At 52.5% G+C, this 18140-nt stretch carries 17 protein-coding genes and 1 pseudogene; 10 read left to right on the forward strand and 8 right to left on the reverse strand.

What is annotated here, in order from left to right:
* Positions 1-362: 362 nt before the first annotated feature.
* Positions 363-1580 (forward strand): annotated as a pseudogene (locus ACO0LN_RS04200) (arabinose transporter).
* 70 nt (positions 1581-1650) lie between these two features.
* Here ACO0LN_RS04200 and ACO0LN_RS04205 read toward each other — a convergent pair.
* Both ACO0LN_RS04205 and putA read right to left on the reverse strand, forming a co-directional pair.
* On the reverse strand, positions 1651-2223 hold the full coding sequence (locus ACO0LN_RS04205) for a TetR family transcriptional regulator (protein WP_422971276.1): 573 nt from the start codon (positions 2221-2223) through the stop codon (positions 1651-1653).
* Positions 2224-2422: 199 nt separating this feature from the next.
* Positions 2423-6082 (reverse strand): trifunctional transcriptional regulator/proline dehydrogenase/L-glutamate gamma-semialdehyde dehydrogenase, encoded by a 3660-nt coding sequence (gene putA / locus ACO0LN_RS04210; protein ID WP_422971278.1) that lies wholly within the window; start codon positions 6080-6082, stop codon positions 2423-2425.
* Between the two features lie 150 nt (positions 6083-6232).
* On the opposite strand from putA, the gene ACO0LN_RS04215 reads away from it, so the two are divergent.
* Positions 6233-6691 (forward strand): Lrp/AsnC ligand binding domain-containing protein, encoded by a 459-nt coding sequence (locus ACO0LN_RS04215; protein WP_110254407.1) that lies wholly within the window; start codon positions 6233-6235, stop codon positions 6689-6691.
* Between the two features lie 111 nt (positions 6692-6802).
* Here ACO0LN_RS04215 and ACO0LN_RS04220 read toward each other — a convergent pair whose 3' ends face one another.
* Positions 6803-7447: a LysE family translocator gene (locus ACO0LN_RS04220; RefSeq protein WP_422971280.1), complete on the reverse strand. Its 645-nt coding sequence runs from the start codon at positions 7445-7447 to the stop codon at positions 6803-6805.
* On the opposite strand from ACO0LN_RS04220, the gene ACO0LN_RS04225 reads away from it, so the two are divergent.
* The 3 genes from ACO0LN_RS04225 to ACO0LN_RS04235 all read left to right on the forward strand — a co-directional run bounded on the left by ACO0LN_RS04225 (position 7446) and on the right by ACO0LN_RS04235 (position 9846).
* A complete protein-coding gene (locus ACO0LN_RS04225; protein ID WP_422971282.1) occupies positions 7446-7637 on the forward strand; it encodes a hypothetical protein in 192 nt (63 codons plus the stop codon). The genes ACO0LN_RS04220 and ACO0LN_RS04225 overlap by 2 nt on opposite strands.
* Positions 7621-7857: a zinc finger Ran-binding domain-containing protein gene (locus ACO0LN_RS04230; RefSeq protein ID WP_422971284.1), complete on the forward strand. Its 237-nt coding sequence runs from the start codon at positions 7621-7623 to the stop codon at positions 7855-7857. Before ACO0LN_RS04225 ends, ACO0LN_RS04230 begins: the two co-directional genes overlap by 17 nt.
* 159 nt (positions 7858-8016) lie before the next feature.
* On the forward strand, positions 8017-9846 hold the full coding sequence (locus ACO0LN_RS04235) for an AMP-dependent synthetase/ligase (RefSeq protein WP_422971286.1): 1830 nt from the start codon (positions 8017-8019) through the stop codon (positions 9844-9846).
* Positions 9847-9896: 50 nt separating this feature from the next.
* On the opposite strand, the gene ACO0LN_RS04240 is transcribed toward ACO0LN_RS04235, so the two are convergent.
* From ACO0LN_RS04240 to ACO0LN_RS04260, 5 genes are all read right to left on the reverse strand, one after another.
* On the reverse strand, positions 9897-11153 hold the full coding sequence (locus ACO0LN_RS04240) for a DUF4214 domain-containing protein (RefSeq protein ID WP_422971288.1): 1257 nt from the start codon (positions 11151-11153) through the stop codon (positions 9897-9899).
* A 23-nt stretch (positions 11154-11176) separates the two neighbouring features.
* Positions 11177-12070 carry an FAD:protein FMN transferase gene (locus ACO0LN_RS04245; RefSeq protein ID WP_422971290.1) on the reverse strand — a complete coding sequence of 298 codons (894 nt, stop codon included), beginning with the start codon at positions 12068-12070 and terminating at the stop codon, positions 11177-11179.
* Between the two features lie 17 nt (positions 12071-12087).
* Positions 12088-13218 (reverse strand): DUF3570 domain-containing protein, encoded by a 1131-nt coding sequence (locus tag ACO0LN_RS04250; RefSeq protein ID WP_422971292.1) that lies wholly within the window; start codon positions 13216-13218, stop codon positions 12088-12090.
* A 146-nt stretch (positions 13219-13364) separates the two neighbouring features.
* Positions 13365-13616, reverse strand: coding sequence for a DUF4266 domain-containing protein (locus ACO0LN_RS04255; protein ID WP_232063621.1), 252 nt, complete (start codon positions 13614-13616; stop codon positions 13365-13367).
* On the reverse strand, positions 13616-14128 hold the full coding sequence (locus ACO0LN_RS04260) for a TlpA family protein disulfide reductase (protein WP_422971294.1): 513 nt from the start codon (positions 14126-14128) through the stop codon (positions 13616-13618). The genes ACO0LN_RS04255 and ACO0LN_RS04260 overlap by 1 nt, the downstream gene beginning before the upstream one ends.
* Positions 14129-14452: 324 nt before the next feature.
* Between ACO0LN_RS04260 and ACO0LN_RS04265 the strand changes: the two genes are divergently transcribed.
* The 5 genes from ACO0LN_RS04265 (at position 14453) to ACO0LN_RS04285 (ending at position 18127) form a co-directional block, all read left to right on the forward strand.
* On the forward strand, positions 14453-14866 hold the full coding sequence (locus tag ACO0LN_RS04265; RefSeq protein WP_422971296.1) for a carboxymuconolactone decarboxylase family protein: 414 nt from the start codon (positions 14453-14455) through the stop codon (positions 14864-14866).
* A 27-nt stretch (positions 14867-14893) separates the two neighbouring features.
* Positions 14894-15394, forward strand: a complete 501-nt coding sequence (locus ACO0LN_RS04270) for a cupin domain-containing protein (RefSeq protein ID WP_422971297.1) — start codon at positions 14894-14896, stop codon at positions 15392-15394.
* 141 nt (positions 15395-15535) lie between these two features.
* Complete coding sequence (locus ACO0LN_RS04275) at positions 15536-16606, forward strand: sensor histidine kinase (protein WP_422971299.1); 1071 nt, start codon at positions 15536-15538, stop codon at positions 16604-16606.
* Positions 16607-16625: 19 nt separating this feature from the next.
* On the forward strand, positions 16626-17369 hold the full coding sequence (locus ACO0LN_RS04280; RefSeq protein WP_162044066.1) for a LytR/AlgR family response regulator transcription factor: 744 nt from the start codon (positions 16626-16628) through the stop codon (positions 17367-17369).
* Positions 17370-17701: 332 nt separating this feature from the next.
* Positions 17702-18127, forward strand: a complete 426-nt coding sequence (locus ACO0LN_RS04285) for a DUF2141 domain-containing protein (protein WP_422971301.1) — start codon at positions 17702-17704, stop codon at positions 18125-18127.
* Positions 18128-18140: the final 13 nt, after the last annotated feature.

An 18140-nucleotide genomic window follows, 5' to 3' on the forward strand; every position in this document is an offset into this window, starting at 1 on the left:
GCTCACGGGAGAATGCATTCAAATCAGCTTCGGTCTTGATGTCTTTCGCCAGCTCTTTGGCCAGCGCCTGCAGTTTGCTTCTTTCCATTGCGTTTGTCGTCATTTTGGCAATTCCTCATTATAGGAGCTTCATCTGCCAGAATTACTTACACACTTTTATTTACAGGCTCTCTCTGCATCCATTTAAAACGCGAATACTTAGCGCCACCTGTTAAAAAATAAGAATCTGAAAAACTAGCAAAGCCACGTCCTGCCTGGCTTGCAAGGCAGTTTCGCGCTGCTAAAATTACGCGACTATTCGACCAGAGTGAAGACTTTTATCATATCCAGCATCAATCACACGATTATGTCTGGAGTTTTTTATGTCTTTATCTTCTCAATCTTCACCACCTTTGTCTGCAGCACCAGCAGCCGCTGGTGGCAGTGTTTTTCTGAAATTGCTGCCTCTGACACTGGCCGTTTTTATCGGCTTTCTGACCATGGGTATGCAGCTGCCCGTATTGCCCTTATACCTGCATAACAGTCTGGGAATGAGTACCCTGGTCGTAGGCCTGGTCATCGGTGCATAATTTACCGTTGCCCTGCTGTCACGCGCCTGGGCTGGCAATTTTGCCGATATGCGTGGTACCAAACGGGCATTACTCACGGGCGCCGTGATTATTGCCAGCTCAGGTCTGGTGTATCTGGCATCGCTGCCTTTTGTTACTACACCAGTGGTATCGGTATGGATATTGTTGGTTGGCCGTATCTTGCTGGCCATAGGTGAGAGCCTGATTGTTACCGGAGCCCTGGGCTGGGGCATAGGCCTGGTCGGGCCGCAAAATGCAGGTAAGGTTATGGCCTGGGTAGGTATCGCCATCTACGGAGCATTTGCCTTCGGTGCACCGGCTGGTGTGGCCATCCATGCGCAATGGGGATTTGCCGGCATAGGTATTGCGACTATCTGCATGCCGGTAGTGGCGTTGCTGGTAGCTTTATACATACCTGCCATCGCACCGACAGCTACTACCCGCATGCCTTTTTACAAGGTATTGAGTACCGTCATGATACCTGGCCTGGGCTTGGCTCTGGCCAGTATAGGTTTTGGTGTGATCACGGCTTTTTCTGCCTTGTTGTTTGCAGCAAAAAACTGGGGTAATTCTTCGCTCGCATTTACCTTCTTTGGCGTAGCTTTCATTGGGGCCAGGATATTATTTGGTCATTTGCCAGACAAGGTCGGTGGAGCCCGGGTAGCACTCGTCAATGTGGTAATAGAAGCTGCAGGCCTACTGTTGATCTGGTGGGCTGATACTGCCAGCTTGGCTTATATAGGTGTTGCCCTGACGGGCTTTGGCTATTCACTGGCCTTCCCCGGTTTCGGTGTAGAAGCTGCGCGCCGTGCACCACCGCAAAGCCGCAGCGTCGCCATGGGTGCCTATGTCGCTTTTCTCGATATGTCGCTGGGCATAGTCAGTCCACTGGCAGGTTTTATCGCCGGGCATTGGGGAGTTGATGCTGTTTTTCTGGCAGCCAGCGTGGCAGTTGCTTTGTCTTTACTGGTGGCTGTGCGTTTGCTGGGAAAAGCAACTGCAAGTGTATAAGGTATTTAAATTTTGTAGGGTGCACCATTTGCACCCCACAAAATAGGTACTACATCAATTGATCAGGTTTTCATGAAGCCTGATCAATTTCCTTTTTGCTTTTGACGCTACTCAGGTAAACACAAAACATATCTGCCATGGCATGCGCATAGTCATCTATCCTGTCAGTTGGATAGTCATTTGCCGACACATGTTCACCGGCACTGCTGAGCGTAATGGAAATCAGTTCTTCAACGATGGAACGTGTTGCTGCTGTTGCCGTGGGCAGCAATTCCTCAATAAATACCTGCACGGTCTGATCCCAGTATTGCCATGCTTCCTGCGCTTCAGGATCATCGTTATACTGCGGGGCGATATCGGTCAGGGCACTGCGCATCTGGGCTTCTTCACATTCTGAACGAATGAAAGCATGGACAAGGCTACGTAAGCGCTCCAGCGGTGCCTGCTGGGTATCCTGCAATATCTCGCGCAACATGCCGCCAGTCAGCCGCCATTCATCACTTTGCAGACGGAACAGGATGGCCGCCTTGTTGGGAAAATACTGATACACAGAACCCACGCTAACGCCCGCTCTTTCGGCCACCCGCGCCGTAGTAAATTTTTGTGCGCCTTCACGCTGCAAAACCTGGAGAGCAGCTTCCAATATGGTGGCAACCAGGTCAGCAGAGCGGCTTTACTTAGGCCGCTTTCTTGAAGAAATAAAAGGGGTTTGAGGTTTACTCATGAGTATAAGAAAGGAGATCCAAATCAATACTTGAGATGATACGCGCTATATCTTTCCGCCATGAAAAAAGCTCCTGAGATCAGGAGCTTTTTCTTTACAGCGACAGGACAGAAAACGATCAGGTCGCCAGTGTCATCAAACTTGCATTACCACCGGCAGCCGTGGTATTCACACACAGTGCCCGTTCAGCCAGTAAACGCCACAAAGGTATTTCTGCATGGTCCTGAGTTTCGACAACGGAGACAATAGCGTCATCCAGATCCGCAAACAAGAGCTTGTAATGCGACAGCAAGCCACCTTCCACCAGGGCGAGCTGTGCACCACATTGTTCTGCCTCGGCAGTAATGATGAGTTTGCTGACTTCGGCTGGCAAACCGGCAGGCAGGATAGCCATGGTTTGTGCAGGCAGTACCGGCAGGTTGCCAGTGGCCAGCGTTGCCGCCAGTTGGTTGATGATGCAGTTGACTGTCGTTGCTGCGCAAAATATACGGCCACGCGGCGCAAACGACAGGGTATTGCGTTCGCCCGTCGGGCCAGGCAAGACCTGGGTCACTTTGTATGGGCTGTTGTGGGCATAATGTTCACCCAGTTCGGCAATTTTTTGATGCCCCTGTTTTTGTGCCCAGACCAGTAAGGCTTCCAGTGCTGGTGGTGACTGGCGTTCATATACGGTATGTCCGCCCAGGCCAGTGACAGGCGTGCGTTGCAGGCGTTTCAGATAAAGCGGGCCGCCAGCTTTGGGGCCGGTACCGGATTTGCCTTCGCCACCAAAGGGTTGTACACCCACTACCGCACCAACGATATTGCGGTTCACATAGATATTACCGACATGGGCGCGGGAGATGATGAAATCGATGGTTTCATCAATGCGGGTATGGATGCCCAGGGTCAGGCCAAAACCGGTGCCATTGATCTGGTCTATCAATGCTGGCAAGTCATTGCGCTTGTAACGCAAGACATGCAGTACAGGGCCAAATACTTCTTTTTTCAGGTCGTCCAGGTTAGCGATTTCTATGACTGTAGGCGCAACAAAGGTACCGGCGCGGCAGTTGGCTGCCAGATCCAGCGTATAGAAGGACCTGGCCTTGCCACGCATGCCATTGATATGGCTCATCAGATTGTTTTGCGCTTCGGCATCAATGACAGGGCCGATGTCGATAGCCAGGCGGTCTGGTTGGCCTATGCGTAATTCCTGCATGGCACCGTGCAGCATTTCTATGGTCTTGTCGGCGATATCTTCTTGCAGGCATAGCACGCGCAGGGCTGAACAGCGCTGGCCCGCACTGTCAAAAGCAGAGGACAAGACATCATTGACGACTTGCTCAGGCAATGCACTGCTATCGACGATCATGGCATTCTGGCCACCGGTTTCTGCAATCAGCGGTATATCGATGCCCTCTGCTACCGCACGTTTTGCCAGCGTGCGGTTGATGATTTGCGCAACTTCAGTCGAGCCAGTAAAAATCACACCCTTGACGCGGTGATCTGCCACCAACTGCGCACCAACGACTTCACCCGTGCCTGGCAAGAATTGCAGGGCACCACGGGGCACACCAGCTTCATGCATCAGTTGTATGGCGCGATAAGCGATCAGTGGCGTTTGTTCTGCCGGTTTGGCCAGCACGACGTTACCAGCAGCCAGCGCGGCACTGACTTCACCAATGAAGATGGCCAGCGGGAAATTCCATGGGCTGATACAGACCACCGGCCCTAAAGCCTGGGTATTTGCCTGGCTCTCTACCTGAGCGGCGTAATAGCGCAAAAAGTCTACTGCTTCGCGAACTTCTGCCAGTGCATTTGGCAGTGATTTGCCAGCTTCACGTATTGCCAACGCCATGAAATCCAGGGTTTGCGCTTCCAGTAAATCAGCGGCTTTCTTCAGAACAGCAGCGCGTTCTACCGGCGCTGTGGTTTGCCAGTCCATCGCATATTGTTCTGCCGCGTGCAGGGCAGTTTGCACATCCTGGGCATCGGCTTCGATGACTTCACCAACGACATCCAACTGGTTTGCCGGGTTATTCACAGGGCGCGCCTGAGTAGCAGATACCTGGCCATGCAGGATGGGTGCGGCTATGAGAGACTGCTGGCTGCTTTCGGCAAAGTGAGCACTGATTTTTTGCAATTCCAGTTCATTCGAAAAATCCAGGCCAGCAGAATTTTTTCTTTCCTTGCCAAACAAATCCTTGGGCAAGGCAATGGCTGCATGCGGTGCACCACCGAGCTCACGCGAGACGGCTATCGGGTCGGCCAGCATGGATTCTATCGATACGCTCTCATCAACGATCTGGTTGACGAAGGAGGAGTTCGCGCCATTTTCCAGCAGGCGGCGTACCAGGTAAGCCAGCAAGGTCTGGTGTGAGCCTACCGGGGCATAGATACGGCAAGGTTTGTCCAGCTTGTCTTTACCTACCACCTGGTCATACAGGGTCTCGCCCATGCCATGCAGGCACTGGAATTCATAATCAGTAATACCGGCTTTTTGTGCCCAGGTATAAATGGTCGATAAGGTCAGAGCATTGTGGGTGGCAAACTGTGGATAAATCACATCAGTCGCAGCCAGCAGTTTTTGCGCACAGGTCAGGTAAGACAAATCGGTATACACCTTGCGGGTATATACCGGGAAACCACTCATGCCATCGACTTGCGAGCGCTTGATTTCTGCATCCCAGTAAGCACCCTTGACCAGGCGTATCATGAACTTGCTGCCGCTACGGCGCGCCAGATCGACTAGGTAGTCAATCACAAACGGGCAGCGTTTTTGATAGCCTTGCACGACGAAACCTATGCCTTCAAAACCTTTGAGGTCGACATCAAAGGCCAGCGCTTCCATCAGGTCTAGCGACAATTCCAGCCTGTCGGTTTCTTCCGCATCAATGTTCAGGCCGATATTGTATTGCTTGGCCAGCAACAGCAATTTTTTCAGCAATGGCAGCAATTCATTCATCGTGCGTTCGCGCTGGGCACGGGAATAACGCGGGTGCAGGGCAGACAGTTTGACGGAAATGCCAGGGCCATTCTTGATGCCACGGCCATTCGAGGCCTTGCCTATCGCATGAATAGCCGTTTCATAGGCCTTGTAATAGAAGGCCGCATCCTTGGCAGTCAGCGCAGCTTCACCCAGCATGTCATAAGAATAGCGGTAGCCGCGTTTTTCATTGTCCTGGCTGTTTTTCAGGGCTTCTTCTATGGTCTGGCCAGTGACAAACTGGTTGCCCAGCATGCGCATGGCCATATCGACGCCTTTGCGTATCAAAGGCTCACCACCCTTGGCGATCAGGCGAGTCAGGGCAGACCCCAGGCTTTGCTCGCTATTCGTGCTGACCAGCTTGCCAGTTACCAGCAAGCCCCAGGTCGCGGCATTCACAAACAGTGAGGGTGATTCACCCAGGTGCTTGCGCCAGTCACCTTTACTGATCTTGTCGGCAATCAGGCGGTCGGCAGTTTGATGATCGGGGATGCGTAATAGCGCCTCGGCCAGACACATCAGGGCCACACCTTCTTCTGACGACAGTGAAAATTCATGCATCAGGGCATCAACACCAGAAGCACGGGTGCGTTGCTGGCGCACATTGCTGACCAGGCGGTGTGCCAGTTCTGCAACACTCTTTTGCTGGTCCTCATGGGCATTTACATTGTCGAGCAGCCATTGCACCGCATCTGGCTCGGATCGGCGGTATGCTTCGGTAATGGCAGTTCTGAGAGGACTGGCAGGGGGAAGTAGCTCTGCTTGCAGGGCAGAAAAAGGCTGGTTATTGGCTGGCACGGTTATCGCAATCATATAAAAATAATCAAAACAAATATGATTTCATTGTATAGATGCTCTTCGATGATTAATTCTGGAAATCAGAACATATATCGAAATTTTCTTTTTTGTGAGAAAATTATGCCGAATATTATTAATCACCACACTGACGATTTTTGACTTCTTATGCTCGACAAAATCAGTAAAAGAATTCTGGCCGAATTGCAAAACGATGGCCGTATCAGTAATGTAGAATTGGCAACAAGGGTAAACCTCTCTCCTGCTGCCTGTCTGGAACGCGTGCGCAAGCTGCAAGAGTCCGGCTACATACTGGGATACACAGCCCAGCTCAATCCACATCTGCTCGATGTGGCCCTGCTGGTGTTTATAGAAGTTGTGCTCGACCGCACGACCCCAGACGTGTTCGACGCTTTCCGGCGTGGCGTACAAGCCATCCCTGAAGTGCTGGAATGCCATATGGTAGCCGGTGGTTTTGACTACCTCGTCAAGGCACGTGTCAAAGACATGAATGCCTACCGCGACTTTTTGGGTAAATCCCTGCTGCAATTAAACGGTGTGCGTGAAACGCATACCTATGCAGTGATGGAAGAAGTTAAAAATACCAGTTGCCTGCCGATTAAATAGGCATTTGATTACTGGCGTTTTTCAGGCACTTTGGGATTTATCCAGAGCCTGGCATTCATGCCGCATTTCTCAAGGATGCGGCATGTTTTCATTTGCGCGCCTGATTCATTATCAATGCTTGCCCGACAGCGCCAGTTTGATACCAAAAGAAACAAACATCAAACCAATGAAGCGGTTCAGCCACAGCGTGACAGCCTGATTGACACGCATGCGCTGTCTGGCAAATGCAGTCGAGATAGCGAGGAAATGGCACCACAGCATGCCATTGAAATTAAAGATGCAACCCAGCACGATCAAGGCTAGTGGCTTGTTGCTGGCATCAGTAGCGATAAATTGCGGCACGAAAGCCAGAAAGAAAATCGCCACTTTCGGGTTCAGGATATTCGTCAAAAAACCTTGCATGAAAATCTTGCGGTGGCTGAGTACTGGCAGGCTGGCTTTGGCCTCGGTATCCGCGTCGGCAGATTTTGCCTTGCTAAACAGCATGGATGCACCTATATACAATAGATAAGCCGCACCAGCCAGTTTAACGATAGTGAAGGCTGTGGCAGAAGTCGCCAGCAAAGCCGACAAACCCAGTGCCGCCGCCATGATATGTACCAGCGTACCCGCACCTATGCCCAGCGCTGCCGCCGAACCCGCACGCCAGCCCTGCGTCGCGCTGCGTGTCATGATGAGGATGGAATCGGGGCCGGGGGCGATATTGAGCAAGATACCGGCAATGATGAACTGGACGAGGTCTTGTGTGCCTAACATGGATACTCCTGAGTGGGATGGGGCGGACAAGGGCTTTATTATAATCTGCGCAGAAGTGGGCCGTGTTTTACTGGTAAAACCATTGCCAGGACTGTTGCTTGTTTTCGGTGGGTGCCCCGTGCGCACCCAACTGGTGGAACTGGAATTGATCATATTTTTAAAAGACAGCAATGATGAAAAAACAACTTGATTACGACTGGGTTTGCCATGCATGTACCGCAGAAAACGGCAAATCTTTAACGCGGTGCCAGGCTTGTGGCTGTGCTGCTTTTGCCAGTGTGAGCGAGATGGAAGTGCATGCAAAAGGCCAGCGTAAAATTGATTTGCAGATATCGCGTGAACTGGCGATGACCGTGTTGTTTTGGTCTTTTATAGGCGGCATAGTGTTTTTCTTCAAATTGGCGGCATAAATTTGAAATGGGTGTTTTGAGCTCCGGCAATAAGCTTTCATCCAAAATGTTGCATAATGACGCTTTTGGTGTGCATTTTCGTTCAAATAACGAAAAATAAGCGTTTTCACCGGGGCCGGTGAAGCCTGACCGCCAATTTGTTCAATTTCTCAGCATTTCATGTCTAACTCTGCGCAAACAGCAACAACTCCCGACTTATCCACAGTGCAAACCCTGGCAGAATTATTTGCCTGGCGGGTAGCACAAACTCCTGATGCCGAAGCCTATCGGCAATTCGATGATGCACAGGGCCTGTGGATATCTTATTCATGGCAACAAACGAAAGAGCGGGTACAGGGTTTTATCAAGGCCTTATCACCGCTGGCGCTTGAGCACGGTTCCCGCATTGCCATCCTGTTGCCAAATGGCTTGTATGCAGTTTGCATGGACCAGGCCGTGCAGGCTTGTGGCTTTGTACCTGTGCCCATGCATGCACTGGATAACCCGGCCAGTATTGCCTATATCCTTAGTGATAGCGATGCTGCATTTTTAATCGCGGCAAGCGACAGGCAATGGAAAGATATTGCCAGTGCAGGTCTGGACTTGCCAGCCCTGCGCCAGGTGGTTGTGCTGGAAAAAGAGCTGGATGCTGCAGCCTTGCCAGCCAATGTCCCGGTCGTACAAATCGACGAATGGCTGGCCACCGCAGCACATCTGCAAGCCGCGGCAAAAGGCCCGGTAGCCGATGACCTGGCAGCCCTGGTCTATACCTCGGGCACAACAGGCAAACCCAAGGGCGTCATGCTGACGCACACGAATGTGGTGTCCAACGTCAAGGCAGTTGTCCACAGGGTCTCGCCAGTTATTAGCGATGTGTTTCTATCCTTCCTGCCCTTGTCGCATACCTTTGAACGTACAGCCGGTTATTACCTGCCGATTGCGGCAGGTGCCTGCGTTGCCTTCTCGCGCTCGGTCAAGCAATTGCCACAAGATTTGCTGGAAGTACGGCCGACGATCCTGATTTCCGTCCCGCGTATTTATGAGCGTGTATATGGCGTGATCCAGACCAAACTGTCGGCCTCCAAACTGCAGGCAAATTTGTTCAATCTGGCGATTTCCACTGGCTGGCGCCGCTTCAGCCGTGAGCAGGGTTTGCTCAAGGGTGATGGCATGACAGCCTTGTTCGACAGCCTGCGCTGGCTGGTGCTGGAACCTTTGATTGCCAGCAAACTCAAGAACCAGTTTGGTGGCCGCTTGCGGGTGGCGGTCAGTGGTGGTGCGGCACTGTCGCAGGCAATTTCACAATGCTTCCTGGGCCTTGGTATCCCTATCGTGCAGGGTTATGGCATGACCGAGACTGCGCCCGTAGTCGCCTTCAATGCACCCGATGATAATGACCCTGCTACCGTAGGCCGGGCTGTGGAAAAAGTAGAAGTGCGCATAGGTGAAAATGCAGAATTGCAGGTGCGTGGCCCGAATGTCATGCGCGGCTACTGGAAGCGCGAAGAAGATACTGCCAAGACCTTTATCGATGGCTGGCTGCGTACTGGTGACCAGGCTTCGATTGTTGATGGCCGTGTGCGCATTCTTGGTCGCGTCAAGGAAATCATCGTCACCTCTACTGGTGAAAAAATCGCCCCGGTTGATCTGGAACTGGCGATCATGAATGATGCCGTGTTTGAGCAAGCCTATGCATTTGGCGAAAATGCCCCCTTCATCGCCTGCGCCGTCGTGCTGAGCCGTGCTTACTGGCTGGAGTTGTCCACTTCGTTGGGCCTTAATCCTGAGGATGCTGCCAGCCTGAAATCACCACAGGCACAAAAAGCAGTGGTGCAACGTATCAAGGCGCTGACCAAAGGTTTTCCCTACTATGCACAACCACGCGCCGCGATTTTGACGCTGGAACCATGGACTGTGGAAAACACCCTGATCACACCTACCCTGAAGCTCAAGCGCAATAATTTGCTCGCGCATTTTGCTGCGGATATCGAGGCTGTGTATAAGCGTTGATTTATGCACAGGACTGATGCTGCACTTCTGCAGCATCAGTTGAAAAGAACTTAGCCAAACGGAATGAAATCTATACCATTCTGTATCTTGGCAACCACCTGTACCTGGTTCTCGGTACTCTCGCTAAAACTGGCGAGTATGTCGGCTCTTGTCATGCCCTTGCTGACCTGCCCATTCCAGTAATCAAAGCCTGCCTGGTCTGGCGTCCGGTGCAGAACATTACTGTACAGGGCCGTCAGGAAGGCATTGTCAGAGATATTCGCCCCATACAATTGCTTGAACTCGGCGGAAATGACGAAGCTTGCAGCAACCTGGTTCAGTGTTGATCCCTTGTCCATCTGCCCTATCCAGTAACCCAGGCCTGGCAGATCCGGTGTGCGGTTGAAGGCTGCCTGGTAAATGCGGTAAGCCACTCCAGCGGTGTTATTGATATCCAGCGCGACCGACATATCGGCAAACTGCAGGCGCTCTACCTGGTTCACCGTATCGGTACCCTCAGCCCCGGTTTTATCCTGCACAGTAAAATTGGCACCCGCTGCAGTGATGTTAAAGTCAGCCCGCTTGCCCGCATAAATCGCAGTATCCATGCCTGCGCCACCATTGATGATGTCATTTCCGGCCAGGCCGTTGAAACTGTCGTTACCAGCCGTTCCATTCAAAGTGTCATTGCCCGCTGTGCCAACAATACCACCGGCGATCACCTTTGCTACCGTGGTGAACGAATAGCTGCTGGTACCAATGAAATTATTACCCGCCATGTCCTTGATTGCGCCAGAAGGTATCGACAGCTTGTAAGTGCTGCCATTGCTCAGGTCATTGGTTGGGTTGATGGTAACCGTATTGCCGCTGATCGTGACATTGCTGCTTTGTGCGATGTTGTAGTTGGCTACCACACTGCCATCGGCATTCATGAGGCTGATGGTACCACTGCCAGCGGTGACAGTCTCACTGAAGGTCAGCACGATATCGCTATTGGTGGCGACGCTGGTCGCCAGCGTGGCCGGGCTGAAGCTGATGACCGAAGGCGGTGTGGTATCGCCAAAGAAACTCAGCAGGTCCAGCACGTCCTTGCCATTGTTGAAGACCAAACGCTCCATGTTCAGCAGCGTCGCATGCAATTCGCCACTCGCACCAGAGAGAGTATCGACATGCACAGAACCATCTGCCGCCAGCGTGATCTTGTATTCTGAACGCAGCGAAGTACCCAGATTGAGTGTGTCTATGCCACCCTTGCCATCGAGCGTAAACGTCGATGGATTAATGACGGTCCAGGTATTATTGCCGTCGTCGCCTACTATGGTTGCCATGATGCACTCCTCAAATTCTTGGTTCAGGCCGCAGCCTGCGTATGTACTATGCCTTGCTGGTCTATTGCCAGAAAACGCAATCCGGTTTGCTGCAGATACGCCAGCGCATCAGCTTCCTTGAGCATGCCTATCGTCGTGCAACTGCCAGCCAGTGCAGTCAAAGGGGCCAGCACGCTGATGCTACGCCAGTGACTGACCGGCATGCCCGTGCGCGGGTTCAGGATATGGCAATAACGCTGTCCGCCTGCTTCAAAATATCTTTCATAATCCCCACTGGTGGCCAGCGCCCCTGAGGTCAGCGGTATGCTGGCCGCGATCTTGTCTTGCTGGCGCGGGTCTTGTATCCCCATGACCCATGCCTGGCCATCTGGCTTGGGGCCCAGCACCCGTATATCACCACCAAGGTTCACATAGCCATGTGTGACGCCTGCGGCCTCGAGCACTGCCGCTGCCCGGTCTGCCGCATACTCTTTACCAAAGCCACCAAAATCGATTTCCATGCCTGCCTGTGGCAGTCTGAGCTTGTTACTGGTTCTTTCCACCTTTGCCCAGCCTATGCGCTGGCACAAGGCCTGTAATTCATCTGCTGCCGGCACCCGCTGGCTCTTGAAATCCCAGGCCTGGCGCAAGATGCCTGCCGTGATATCGAACAAACCGTCACTGGCCTGGTACAGGGCCTGGGCATAATCAAACAGGGCCACAGTTTCTTCATCGCAGACCACGGCATCACTACCCGCCTGGGCATTAATGCGCGAGACGATGCTGTCTGGTCTGTAACGCGAATACTTGACTTCTATCCTGCGCACTTCGGCAATCGCTTCCTGTGCTTTGGCAAACATAGTCTGTTCATCGGTATCCGCGATAACGACTTCACAGGTGCTGGCCATGGCCTTGAAAGGGATACGGTAAATCTGCATAAAACCAAATTCATTCACTAAAACTGGCGCGACAAACCAAGCTGTATGGTCTTGGCATCAAACGGCAATAGCCCCGGGCTGCCACTGCCAAACAAACGGTAAGAAGCACGTTGCTGGTATTGCTCAAATTTCACATCGACCTGCCAGTCTTCATCGATCTGCTTGGCCAACTTGATACCGACAGTGCGTGCGCCATAAGCTGAGACCCTCTGGTCCTCAGAATAATTCTGTGCGCCATCTGGCGGGTTAGGGGCAAATGGATAAATGTCAGGCTGCGCATCAACATAAAAACTGGCTGCGCTCTGGCTGTAAAAACGCACGAGCGGCGTCACGCTCCAGCCCTTGCCAAAAGGCTGGGTATATTCCAGATTGAAGGTATGCGACCTGATCTTCCAGCTATCGCCAAAATAACGGTAGCTGACACGTGCACTACCGCCCGTGCCATCGAAATGATGGTTCCAGCGGGTGAGCAGTGTATAGCTGTTGCGCTCATCCGGGCGCTTGTCAAAAGCCTTGTAAGGGTCAGACAGATAGCCCTTGGCATGCGCCATGCTGAAATTGACCTGCACAATATCATTCATGCTCATGACCTGGGTCAGGCCCAGCAGGGCATCAGTCACCTGCTTGTTTTGAGCTTTGACCCTGCCGGTGGAGGCGCTGACGGTGTCATTGGCAAAACCCAGGCCCGCAGTCCAGGTGGTATTTTTATCTTCACTGAACTGGCTGCCCTGCAGTGACATGCCACGCGAAATATAATCGGATTCGCTTGATGCACTGGCACCCAGGGTCAGGGTATGGTGCGCGAAATAGCGGGTGACTTCAGCATCCAGTGCACGGCGAAAGTCCCTGAGCTTGACCAGGCCATAGCTATGGAAGGCTGGCGAGGCACCGGAGATACTGTCAGTCACATAAGTCGCGCCGACCGACCATTCATCCGACAAGGGCGCCATGATCTTCAGCGCACTGGCCTGTACCTTGACGCGGTCTTCACCGGGCTGGCTGTCTTTGTAATCAAGTAATTTCAGGCTGATGAGACCCTTGTCCGGTGCCGATTCTGCATGCGCTGCCTGCATCATGGGCAAGGCAAGTGCAGCGGCCAGCAAAGTGCTGGCGAGATTGTCAGGGGTTATGGGCTTGACTGGTTTCATGCTTTTTTCCTGGTCTTAATCATGCTCATATTTATTCATTGATAGGGCTTACGCAAAATTGTCCCAGCAAGGCGTAGCGACGAAGACAGTACTTTAGTACGGCTAGGAGCTACAACGCAGCTGGGGCGGTTTTGCGTAAGCCCTAATTAGTTACAACCACAGCCGCCACCACCAACACCTGCACCGCCAAAGGCAGATTCCTTGCTCGAGTAAGTATGCTCGGCGAACTTGATTTCCAGCAGGTCGTGGTCAAACGTCATTTCCTTTTTCGCCAGCTTGCCTTTTTCCCAGGGTTGCACAGCCTGTACCAGTTGCATATTGCCGCAGGCGCTGCAGGACAGGACCAGGCCCAGCAAGGCCAGTTTTCCCAGTAATTTCGTGGTTATGAATTGTTTCATCATTTACTCCCCAGGCTGCTGATGATCGCCTGTTCAATTTTTGCCTTGCTGGCTTCGTTAAATCCTGCGTGCTGCGAAATGATCTTGCCATCCCTGTCTATCAATACACTGCTGGGCATGCCCTTGATTTCATACTGACGCGGCATGATGCCCTTGGGGTCATAGGCTATCTGAAAATTGCCGGGTGTGGATTTCAGGAATTCCTGTGCTTCCTCGGGATTGCTGTCGAGGTTGATCGCCACTACCTGCAAACCCTGTGCGCCGTATTTGCTTTGCATGGCATTCATCCACGGGAAGGATTGCTTGCACGGCCCGCACCAGGATGCCCAAAAATCAAGATAGACCACTTTGCCGCGATAATCAGCCAGTTGCACATTGCCCTTGCCAGCCTGGGCGCTGAATGCCGGCGCGGGTTTGCCGGTTTCCAGCGCAGTTGCAGGCATGCACCAGCTGGCCGTAGCCAGAAAGGCGGTCGTCAGGCATGTTGCCAAAGTCAGATTCGGAGATGTCATGATGATCTTGTCTGTCTTGCGTAGGGTCTAAGCAGCTCTTAGTGGACTGTAACAGTCTTACAGGCATGCTCTTTACATCCATCATAAGCCTTGTCCAGGGCAAATAATTCCCGCTTTGAGTAAAGATAGCGGGTTTTCTGTAAAGAACTGTAACCAGTAAAGCGCAGATATAGTCTGCACTCAAACAAATTGCTTGATAAACACTTAAATGATAAAGATATTGAATTCGTCCATAAAAACAACAAATCTCTAGCCGGTTTTGACCCCTTGTCTTCATAAGGCTAGCATGTCTTTATAAATAAACCACAAAGAAAGTGTATGGCAATGAACCAGCAAACAGATCAGCAATTTGACGATGGCCTGCAAATACGCAAGCAAGTCATGGGCGAGGCCTTTGTCGAAAAGGCATTCAGCAATACCGATGCCTTTACTGCACCGCTACAGGAATTTGTCACCCGCAATGCCTGGGGCACGGTCTGGTGCCGCGATGGCCTGGAATTAAAAACCCGCAGCCTGATCACACTGTCGATGCTGACCGCCCTGGGACGTGCGCACGAGATAAAGGGCCATGTACGTGGTGCTGTCAATAACGGCGCAAGCATGAAAGAAATACAAGAAGTACTATTACATGCCAGTGTGTATTGCGGCATGCCGCTGGCCATCGACGCCTACCGTTCTGCCCATGAAGTCTTGCTGGAGATGGGAAAAGTAGACGCACACCAGCCGGATCACGTATAGCCACCTGATATTCCTGAGGAAGCAGATATGACAGAAAAAAGAAAAGCCATCGCACTCACTGAGGACGGGGTGACGCGTCCGTTTGCGGTAGACGATGTACCCTGGGATGAATATTCCCACGGCCACAGTTTTGGTTCGCGTTACCGCCAGCTAGGCCAATATGGCGGCTGCCAGCATGTAGGCGTCAGCCTGGAAGAACTGTCACCCGGCAAACTTGCCTGCCCCAACCATTATCATTATCTGGAAGAAGAACAAATGATGATGCTCGACGGCAGCCTGACCCTGCGCATGGGTGAACAGACCTACATCATGAAAGCTGGTGACTACATGGTATTCCCGGCCGGGCAAAAGGTCGGTCACAGCCTGTTCAATCATACCGATGCGGTATGCCGCTACCTGGTCATAGGCGAACGCAATCCGCATGATGTGATTGTTTATCCCGACAGCAACCGCATCAGTGTAGTGCTGGCTGGCGAAGGCTATGACAAGGCAGCCACGCTGGAATACTGGGAACGCGAGAAGGATTAATCGCAGGCAGGCATGCACTTAAACGCCTTAAGCACCCTTAAGTACACTTAAGCTCCTTAATTCCTCATTTGGTGTCATGGCAGTGGCAGTCTGGCAAGAATTGCCGGATACTCCTGTCATTGCATCAGCTTGATGGAAAGGATGACGATGCGCCGCATGTGGCTTTTTTATACCCTGGCATGGATAGCGTATTCCGTACTGATTGCGCTCGCGATACAGATTGACGGCTTGTCCAAAGGCCAGTTTGATTTGCAACTGGCGATGTATTCAGAGATCAATACCTTGCCTGCAGCCCTGACCCTGGCGTTGATCTGGCCCATGACTGGCCTGATGGAGCGCAAGGGTTTGCGGCCTCTGAGTATCGTGTTTACCCATATCCTGTTGTCACTGGTATTCGGGTTTTTCTGGCACTACGCAGTCAGTGGTTTCATGCAAATGATTGTGCACGTCAAAGAAATCGAAGCAGTCCGGCCCTTGAGTGCCTATATCTGGCCCTTCCTGTACAGCCTCATGATGTATGGCGTGGTCGCAGCGATTTTTCATACCGTGCGTTCCAGCGAGGCGCGCCGCGTACAGGTGCTGGCTGCGACCCAGGCCCAGGGTTTGCTGGTGGTGGCCGAACTGGCCAGCCTGCGCAATAAACTCAATCCACATTTCCTGTTCAATACCCTGCATTCCATCATCGCGCTCATGCGCAAGGATGGCAAGGCGGCTGAGGCCGCATTGTTCCGCTTCTCTGACATGCTGCGCTATGTGCTTGATACCGAGAAAAACGGCACTACCCATGTCGCTCTCGAAGATGAACTCAATTTCGTCCGTGATTACCTGAATCTGGAAGCCCTCCGCCTTGGCCACAGGCTCAATGTCGATTGGCAGCTTGATGAAATGGCGGGTGGCTTTGGTATCCCGCCGCTGACCGTACAGCCACTGGTAGAAAACAGTATCAAGCATGCCTTCAACCCGCGCAGCCAGCCGGGTAATCTGCTCATCAAGACCAGGCTCAAGGCCTTGCATGGCGAGCTGGAAATCACCATCAGGGATGATGGCCCAGGTGCGGAGCTGGCCGATGTCCATGCCTCCAGCGGCATAGGTGTCAAAACCGTAGAGCGCCGCTTGCAGCTTGAATATGGCAAGCGCGCCAGTTTCAGCATAAATACCGCACCCGGACAAGGTTTTGAAATATGCTTGACCATTCCTATCTCCTCGATGTGACGCTTGAGCGTATCAAATCATGAGTAAAATTAAAACCGCCTTCATTGCAGAAGATGAACCCCTGGCCCGCGAAGTCTTACGCGATGCCGTCAGCGACAGGCCAGAACTCAGCCTCATCGGTGAAGCTGCCGATGGCGTCACGGCCCTTGCGCAAATTAATTTGCTGAAACCCGACGTTGTCTTCATGGACATACAAATGCCCGAAATGACGGGTCTTGAAGTCTTGCGCCGTCTCAGCCATTTGCCAGAAATCGTCTTCACGACCGCCTATGATCAGTATGCCGTGACCGCCTTTGAACTGCATGCCGTGGATTACCTGCTCAAGCCCTTTACCCGTGAGCGCTTTGATGCGGCCGTAGATCGCCTGCTGGATGCCCCGCCATCGATGCAAGCCATGGAACATGCCTTGAATCTCGCCGCAGGCCGCGAAACCAGCAGGCTTGAGCGCATACTGGTGCGCGACCGTGGCCATATCTTCCCGGTCAATGTGAATGACATCGCTTACCTGAAGGCCGATGCCAAATACACCGCCATCATTGTCGGTGACCGTACCCACCTGGTCAGGCTGGGCATCACTGAACTCGAAACCCGCCTTGATCCTGCACGCTTCATACGCATACACCGCTCGCTGCTGGTGAACCTGGATTTTGTCGAATCCATGAAAGCCGACGAGCAATCACAATTACGCCTGCATATGCGCGATGGCAGTGTCTTGCTGGCGAATCGCGAGGCTTCCAGGATGTTGCGGGATATGTCGATTTGAGTTTTGTCGCTTTTTCTCCTTCCCCTTCAAGGGGGAAGGCTGGGATGGGGATGGGTTTCTGTTGATTAACAGTATTCATATTTCCTTTATTACGTAGGAGCGGCTTCAGCCGCGAACAATTCGCCGTACCGCATATTCTCTCCTGTATCGACCATTCGCTGCTAAAGCCGCTCCTACAGGCATGGTTCCTCCTAGTCCTGCAGCAGTTCGCGAACCAGGTAAGCAATTCGCGCCATCTGAGCCTGCCTTCGTCGCATACCCCGGCAAGCCTGCCGCAGGGGCGGCAAGATACGGGTATCGCAAGTGGCGATGCAAACTACAGGAGACAAACTGTGAAACACTATTTTCCATCCATTATTTTCGCGGCACTGGCAATGGTCGCAGTGACTGGCATGGCGCAGGCAGCAGAGCTGACGGTAGAAGTGACAGGCCTGAAGAGCGCCAAAGGCAAGGTCATGGTCGCTGTGTATGACAAGTCAGAAAATTTCATGAAGCAGCCTTACAAGGTAGCGGCTGTCGATGCCCAGGCTGACAAGGTCAAACTGTTGATTGCCGGTTTACCGGCTGGCGATTATGCCCTCAGCGTATTCCAGGATGAAAACAGCAATGGCAAGCTTGACAGCAATCCCTTAGGCATGCCGGTCGAGCCTTATGGCTTCAGCAATGATGCGGCAGGCAATTACGGCCCTCCCAGCTTTGCCCAGGCGCTGGTGCAAGTGCCGGATGTCGGCAAGCTCATCAGCATCAAACTGCGCTAAAGGAGGACTTGCC

It is taken from the genome of Undibacterium sp. TC9W, from assembly GCF_049339865.1.
In the GTDB taxonomy this organism is placed as follows: Bacteria; Pseudomonadota; Gammaproteobacteria; order Burkholderiales; family Burkholderiaceae_D; genus Undibacterium.